This window comes from Mesorhizobium sp. B4-1-3 (assembly GCF_006439355.1).
Classification (GTDB): domain Bacteria; phylum Pseudomonadota; class Alphaproteobacteria; order Rhizobiales; family Rhizobiaceae; genus Mesorhizobium.
Genome location: NZ_VFTG01000053.1, coordinates 1 through 7145, shown reverse-complemented (window position 1 = coordinate 7145; position 7145 = coordinate 1). Strand labels below are relative to the sequence as shown.

At 65.5% G+C, this 7145-nt stretch carries 5 protein-coding genes and 1 pseudogene; 4 read left to right on the top strand and 2 right to left on the bottom strand.

Annotated features, from left to right (window positions below):
* Positions 1-293 (bottom strand): annotated as a pseudogene (locus tag FJW06_RS30365) (hypothetical protein); the annotation flags it as partial.
* Positions 294-559: 266 nt separating this feature from the next.
* The gene (locus FJW06_RS29905; protein WP_246674939.1) at positions 560-1438 is read right to left on the bottom strand and encodes an EamA family transporter; all 879 of its coding nucleotides are present in this window, start codon (positions 1436-1438) and stop codon (positions 560-562) included.
* 521 nt (positions 1439-1959) lie between these two features.
* Here FJW06_RS29905 and FJW06_RS29900 point away from each other — a divergent pair.
* From FJW06_RS29900 to FJW06_RS29885, 4 genes are read left to right on the top strand one after another with little or no spacing between them, the layout of a single operon-like run.
* Entirely contained in the window at positions 1960-3102 is a 1143-nt protein-coding gene (locus FJW06_RS29900) for an acyltransferase (RefSeq protein WP_140757273.1), read from the top strand.
* Positions 3099-4208: a glycosyltransferase family A protein gene (locus FJW06_RS29895; protein ID WP_140757269.1), complete on the top strand. Its 1110-nt coding sequence runs from the start codon at positions 3099-3101 to the stop codon at positions 4206-4208. The genes FJW06_RS29900 and FJW06_RS29895 overlap by 4 nt, the downstream gene beginning before the upstream one ends.
* The gene (locus tag FJW06_RS29890; protein WP_140757267.1) at positions 4205-5236 is read left to right on the top strand and encodes a glycosyltransferase; all 1032 of its coding nucleotides are present in this window, start codon (positions 4205-4207) and stop codon (positions 5234-5236) included. The genes FJW06_RS29895 and FJW06_RS29890 overlap by 4 nt, the downstream gene beginning before the upstream one ends.
* Positions 5233-7005 carry an ABC transporter ATP-binding protein gene (locus tag FJW06_RS29885; RefSeq protein ID WP_140757265.1) on the top strand — a complete coding sequence of 591 codons (1773 nt, stop codon included), beginning with the start codon at positions 5233-5235 and terminating at the stop codon, positions 7003-7005. The genes FJW06_RS29890 and FJW06_RS29885 overlap by 4 nt, the downstream gene beginning before the upstream one ends.
* Positions 7006-7145 lie beyond the last annotated feature (140 nt).

Below are 7145 nucleotides of genomic sequence, written 5' to 3'. Positions count from 1 at the left end.
TTGTCACCGCCATTGCCGGAATTCGAGCCACCGGCCGAACCGGAATTGGAGCCGCCGGCCGAGCCGGAATTGCCGCCATTCCCGTTGCCGTTGTTCCCGCCTCCGTTGCCGTTCCCGCTATTGCCGCCCGCACCACCCTTGCCGCCGCCGTTTCCGCCGCCACCGCCGCCTTTGCCGGCATAGGCTTTGGTCACGACCAAACCATCGACGGAGAGACTGAGAGGCGCGACAACAAGCGCCAACGCGGTCAGCGCTCGCAAGACCAGCCTGCAGCCCCTGCGCTTCAAGCGCATTCCGCTCTCCCCATGCCAGCCCTTGAGCCCGTCGGCCAAGCCACCCCACCGGCAATGTCGCAGCATAAGCATCCCCAATCAGCAGGTCATAAGGAAGTGGCCCACGACCCTTGTCTTGTCCACTCGGACTTGTTGCGCTTTACTGTAGGACCTAAGTCTTATTTCAACCACCGGATGTGGTCGGACGCTGCCGTCGAGGGATCATTTTTCCAGGCCGGCCAAACCGTTAACGCGATTCGCGGGCGCGGCATGTTCGCAAGATGCGCTCAGGCCGGCAATGGCACCGGCCGCCGCGCCGCAACCGCCGCGCCGAAGGCGGCGGCGATGACGGCGGCGATGCCCGTACATTGTAAAAGATCGAGCTTCTCATGCAAAAACAGAAAGCCGGTCAGCGCGCCGCCTGCCGGCTCCAGGCAGACCAGCATGCCGTAGACCTTTGCCGGCATGCGGGCGAGCACCAGCATTTCCAGATAGAAGGGCAACGCGCTGGAGAATAGGCCGACCACCGACGCGCCTGCCATGATATGCAGGTCGGTGAGATAGGCTTGAGCGGCGCTGAAGCCGAAAGGCAGCGCCAGCACCGCGGCGATCGCCATGCCATAGGCGGAGGTGCGCACGCCGAGCTCGGCGCCAGCCTTCTGCGCGAAAATGATGTAAAGCCCCCAGCAGGCGCCCGCCGCCAGTGCCAGCGCCACGCCCAGAGGATCGAGCCCGCGGCTCACACCGGCAAAGGGCGACAAAAGCACGATGCCGGCGACGGCCAGCGCCACCCACACAAGGTCGAGCAGGCGCCGTGAGCCGAGCGTGGCGACAAACAGCGGCCCGGTGAATTCAAGCGCCACGCAGATGCCGAGCGGAATGCGTTGGAGCGCGGCATAGAACAGCATGTTCATGGCGCAGACCGTGACGCCATAGGCGGCGAGCCAAGGCAGGTTTTTCCGCGAGGGCAGCACTTTCCAGGGCCTCAGCACCGCCGCCAGCATCAACGCGCCGATGGCGAGCCTCAGCATGGTCGTGCCTTCCGAACCCAGCACCGGGAACAGGCCCTTGGCGAAGGCGGCGCCAATCTGCACCGACAATATCGCGCCAAGCAGGCCAAGCACGGGCATGGTCCCGACATGCGTCTCCGGTTTTGCAATTGGCATCGACGTCACTTGCTCTCCATCCCCTCCCCATATGTCCGGGGAGATAAAGCCTTGCGGTGGCGCTGTCGTGAGGCACCATCCGGCGAATGGTGGGACAAGGCGTCCGCCTGCCGCACCGCACAAAGCTTTGAATCCAACGCACTTTTCGTGGAGTTTCGAATAGATTCGGAAGGGTACAAAGGCCGACGGTTTCGATGTTTTCAAGTTCCCGTTCTGGTTGCCGGCCCATTATGCCAACACTACCTGCGATAAACCCCTAAAGAATCAGACTAACTGCCCATAAACACATAGGACTATTGGACACCTCGGCGAATAACTTCAGCGTCATAAATATTACTCCCGCCTCGGCCCATCACATATTTATTTCAAAGCCGCGGGCATTTTGTGTTGCGCTGCAATATGGACCGCGAGAAACCCTTGACGGGTACGCAGTGGAGGATGCCGCTACATTGAGCCCTACGGGCATTCCGCTGAGCCGCAACGACAGCGCTCCGCACGGCCATGCACAGCGAATGTCGCTGATGGCGAACGCGCGCGACATTCAGTTGGATGCATTGCGGGCCATTGCCGTGACGCTGGTGCTCTATTCGCATTTCTTCGCTCCAGGCGGCTCGTCATTCGTCGGCCATCTCGGGGTCAGGCTGTTCTTCGTGCTCTCCGGCTTCCTTATCACCCGGCTTTTGCTTGACGCGCGTGACGCTGGAGCATTCGCCGCCGGGCCGGCGCTGCGTTCCTTCTATGCCAGGCGCATGATCCGCATATTCCCGCCCTACGTCGCGGTGCTGGGGCTCGTGTGGTTTGCCTCGGAGCAATCCAGGGCCTCGTTCGCCTGGCATGCGCTCTACCTCTCGAATTTCTGGTATGCGCGGCAAAACGACTGGACGCCCTGGCTGCTCTGCCATTTCTGGAGCCTCAGCATCGAGGAGCAGTTCTACCTAGTCTGGCCGCTGATCGTGCTTCTGGCGCCGCGCCGGCATATCGAGGCGATCACCATCGGCGTCATTGCCTTCTCGCTCGCCTACCGGTTCTGCGGGCCGATTGCCGCCAGCCCGGCGCTTGCTCGCGACCTGTTGCCGCCGGCCTCGATGGATGCCCTTGGCTGCGGCGCCCTGCTGGCCGTGCGCCGCGCCCGGGGCGCGGATGCGCCGCAGTGGATGCGGCTCGGCTGGCCGGTCTTGGCCGCGGTATTCCTGCTCGTCGTCTGGTCCGATCCCGGGCTGGCGAATTCCGCCTGGGAGTGGCCCCGCTGGGCGCTGGTGCAGGTGCTGCCGCTGGCGCCGATGCTGGCAATCGTCGCGGCATGCTCGAACGGGCTGCGCGGCACGCTGGGCAGGCTGGCCGAACTCCCCCCGCTGCTGTGGCTCGGCCGCATCAGCTACGGCGTATACCTCTATCATTCGATCCTTCTCGCCTTGACCGTCAGGGGGCAGTCATGGATCCCGGTCAACGTCTCGGAACAGGGGCCGGGGCGGTTCCTTGTCGCGGGCACCGCCACGCTGGTCGTTGCCTCGCTCTCCTGGATGTTTTTCGAGAAACCGCTCAACGGTCTCAAGCGCTACTTCCCCTACGTCGCGCCAGTGCGTCGGCGCGGCGCGAGCGAGGAGCGCGGGTTTGGCGCCGTTCCGGCGCTCGATCTGCGGCCGACGGACCAGAGCCGGCCATGACCGCGGCACCTCTCATCTCCGTGCTTTTGCCGGTCTACAATGCCGAGCGCTATGTGGCCGCCGCGATGCAATCGATCCTGCGGCAGGACCACGGCCGGATCGAGCTTATCGCCATCGACGATGGGTCGACCGACCGCTCGCTGGAGATCCTGGAACGCTGCCGCCAGGACGACAGCCGGGTATCCATAATCTCGCGCGAAAACCGCGGACTTGTCGCCAGCCTCAACGAGGGACTGGCGATCGCGCGGGGCGATCTGGTCGCGCGCATGGACGCCGACGACTTTGCCTATCCCTGGCGGCTGTCGCGCCAGGCGGCGCTGTTTGCCGCGCGGCCGGAGCTCGGCTTCTGCGGCGCGCTCGTGGACACGCTGCTGCATGGCCGCATCGCCCGGGGCCGGCTCGATCCGGTATTCCGTCTCGGTCTGCCTGTGCTGTCGAAATTCTTCACCATCTTCATGCATCCGACAGTGGTCTACAATCGCAAGGTCATCGGCGAGGCCGACCTCCACTACGACGGCTTCTACCGGCATGCCGAGGATTTCGACCTCTTCCGGCGGCTGGCCGAGCGCTATCCGGCGGCGCTGATCCCGGAAAGCCTGCTGGTTTACCGCATTCATCCCGGCAGCGTGACCAGCCTGCACAACAAGGAGATGCGGCGCACGCACCTCAGAATAGTCGGCGAGAATCTGGAGAGCGAGGGGCTGACGGAAGACGGCGCGACCCTGCGCGCCATCGGCGAGACGGTCACCTTCGACACCGTGGCCCGGGCAGCGGCTTTCATCCGCGCTCTTGAGGAGCGGATCGCCGCCCTTCCCGGTTCGACGAGACCTAGCTTCGAAGCCGGCGCGCTCAACCTGTTCTATTTCCTCTACCAACTCGTCAATGACGAGGAGCGGCCGGCGCTGGCGCATGAATTGCTGACGCTGACGGGGAAATGGAACGCGATCCGCCGCCGCGAGAAATACGCGCTCAGCCCCGGCGTCTGGGCACCCTGGCTGAGCCAGGCTTCGATGTGGGCCGGCAAACGCGCCGACTGGGTCGCCTACCGCTTCAAATCCGCCCCAGCGGCATCGGTGCTCGCCCCTTTTCGGGTGGAGGCGGCATGAACGTCGAGCGCCATCCGCTGCCGTGGCACGCTCCCCCAGCCCTGCCCGCTCAGCCCTGGCCCAAGCAGCAGCCGGCGGTCTCCTTCATTGTCTGCACGCGCGACCGCCTCGCGGTGCTCGAGGCCTGCATCGATTCGATCCGCGCCGCCTGCCGGGCGCATCCGGCCTTCGCGGCCGAGCTGGTGGTGGTCGACAACGGTTCGCGCGACGGCACGGCCGAGTATCTTTCGGCCGCCGCCGCGACCTCCGATATCACTCTGACGGCGGTCTCGCTGGCGCGGCCCGGGCTGGCGGCGGCGCGCAATGCGGGGCTGGCGCGGGCACGCGGGCGGGTGCTGGTGTTCGTCGACGACGACTGCCGGCTTGACGGCAACTACCTCGTCGACCTGGAGCGGCATTATGCGAGCGGCGACAAATGGCTGATCCGCGGCGGCCGCGTCGAGATCGGCGACACGCGCGACCTGCCCTTCACCATCAAGCGCTGCGACAAGCGCGAAGTGCTGACGCAGGCCGTCCATCCGGGCGGCTTCGTGCTAGGCTGCAACATGACGATGCACCGCGAGGTCGCCGCCTTGATCGGTCCTTTCGACGAGCGCTTCGGCGCCGGCGGGGCGCTGCGCTCGGCCGAGGACACGGACTATCTGGTGCGGGCGATGCTTGCCGGCATGGCGGTGGAATATGTGCCCGATATGACGATCTTCCACCATCATGGCCGGCGCGACCGCGAGGCGGTCGACCGCCTGCATCGCGACTATCATTTCGGCAACGGCGCGCTCTGCCTTAAGCATCTAGGTCGCGCGCCGTGGCTGCTGCGGCATTTCTACTGGGCCGCGCGCGCCGCTCTGCGCGAGCTTGCCGGCGGCCCCAGATTCGATGGCGACCTCAGCCTATCGCACTGGCCAATCGTTCTGATGAACCTCGCGGGCGCAGCGAAATTCGCGTTTCTGGTACTGGCCAGACGTCCGCCGCGACAGGCGCGAAGCGCCCAGCAAACGACCGAGGCCGGCGTGGAGGTCAGCGCGCCATGAGCGAGCGGCCGACGCTGTCAATGCTGCGCCAGGCACTCGGCCGCCGCCAGCTCGGCCTGCTGCCGATCGTGGTCGCGCTCGGGCTGGCAAGCGCGGCGCTCGAAGGTTTCGGCATCGGCCTGATCATCCCGTTGCTCGGCATCATCATGGGGCATGGCGACACAGCCGGCATGGCGGGCCTCTCGGCGCTGCTGCAGAAGGTTGGCGCGGGGCTTGGCGAGCGCGAGCGGTTGATCGCGATTGCGGCCGCGATCCTCGGCTCGATCCTGCTCAAGAACCTGCTTGCCTTCGCCAACTCGGTGCTCACGGCCCACATCTATGGAAAAGCCGGCCAGGCGATCCGCGCGGCGCTCGCCGGGCGGCTGCTCGAGGTCGGCTATCCCTTCTTCCTGAAGGAAAGCCCAGGACGCCTGCTCAACATCATTTCCAATGAATCCTGGCGCGCCTCCGACGCCATCCAGGCAATGCTGGGCTCGATCGTCAGCGCCTCGGCCGCGCTCATCCTGCTGGGCTTCCTCTTGCTGCTCTCCTGGCAAATGACGCTTCTGGTGATGATCGGGCTGGCGCTGGTGCAAGGGGCGCATATGGCGCTGTCGGCGCATCTGAAGGCGCCCAGCCGCAGCGTCACGGCGCGCAACAGCGCCCTGGCCTCGCGGATGCTGCATCTGGTGCATGCCGGCCGACTGATCCGCATCTTCGGCCAGGAAGAGCGCGAAAAGGCGGCGTTCGAGACGGCGTCGGACGGCGTGCGCCGGGCGGCCTTCCAGCTTGCCAACCGCCAGGGCGCTCTGGGACCGCTCACGGAAGTGCTGCACGCCATGCTGTTCCTGGCGGTGGTGATCGGCGCCTGGCTCGCGGGCTTGAGCTTTCCCCTGGTCGCCGCCTTCCTCATTCTGCTCTACCGGCTGCAGCCGCATGTCAGGGCGCTGCAGATGACCTGGAGCCAATTGCAGGGGCTTTCCGGCTCGCTGGACGAGGTGAACTGGCTGCTCGACCCGACGGGCAAGCCGGCGCCGCCGCAAGGCAGCCGGCCCTTCGCCACTTTAAGAGAAAGAATCGCCTTCCAGGGCGTGAGCTTCAGCTATGCCAATGAGGAGCAGCGCGCGGCGGTGCTGCATGCGGTGAGCTTCGACATAAGAAGCGGCCGCTCCACCGCGCTGATCGGCCGCTCCGGCGCCGGAAAGACGACCATCGTCAACCTGTTGTGCCGCTTCGTCGAGCCGGACGGCGGACAAATCCTGGTCGACGACACCGCGCTCGGCGAGATCGACCCGGTCGCCTGGCGGGCGCATATCGCCTTGGCCAGCCAGGAGCTGGAACTGGTGGACGGCACCATTCTCGACAACATCACCTACGGCAAGGACACGGCGAGCACGGAAGACGCACGCCGCGCCGCCGAGCTCGCCGAGGCGCATGAATTCATAGAACGCCTGCCGCAGGGCTACCGGACGGTGGTCGGCTATCGCGGCATCAACCTGTCGGCCGGGCAAAGGCAGCGCATCGCGCTCGCCCGCGCGCTGGTGCGTGATCCGGACATCCTGATCCTCGACGAGGCTACCAACGCGGTGGACGGGCTTTCGGAGGCGGCGATCGTGGAAACGCTGAAGTCACGCGCCGGCCGCCGCACCACGATCGTCATCAGCCACCACCACTCGACGATCTCGTTCTGCGACGACCTGGTGATCCTGGAACATGGACGGGTGAAGAAGCAGGCGCCTTTCGCGGAGCTCTCGGCGCGCAGCATGGATGAGCTGTACCGGCCGGAGTGAGGGGATTTTACCGGGCGCTGCAGAAGTGGCGCGCCGCCGAAGCTGCCAATCTTCCCCTTGTGAGTAGGGGAATCGCAGATAAGTCGAATGTCTATTGCCAGGCAGCAAAAGAAGGATTCTTGAGAGGCTTTCTCGAAGCA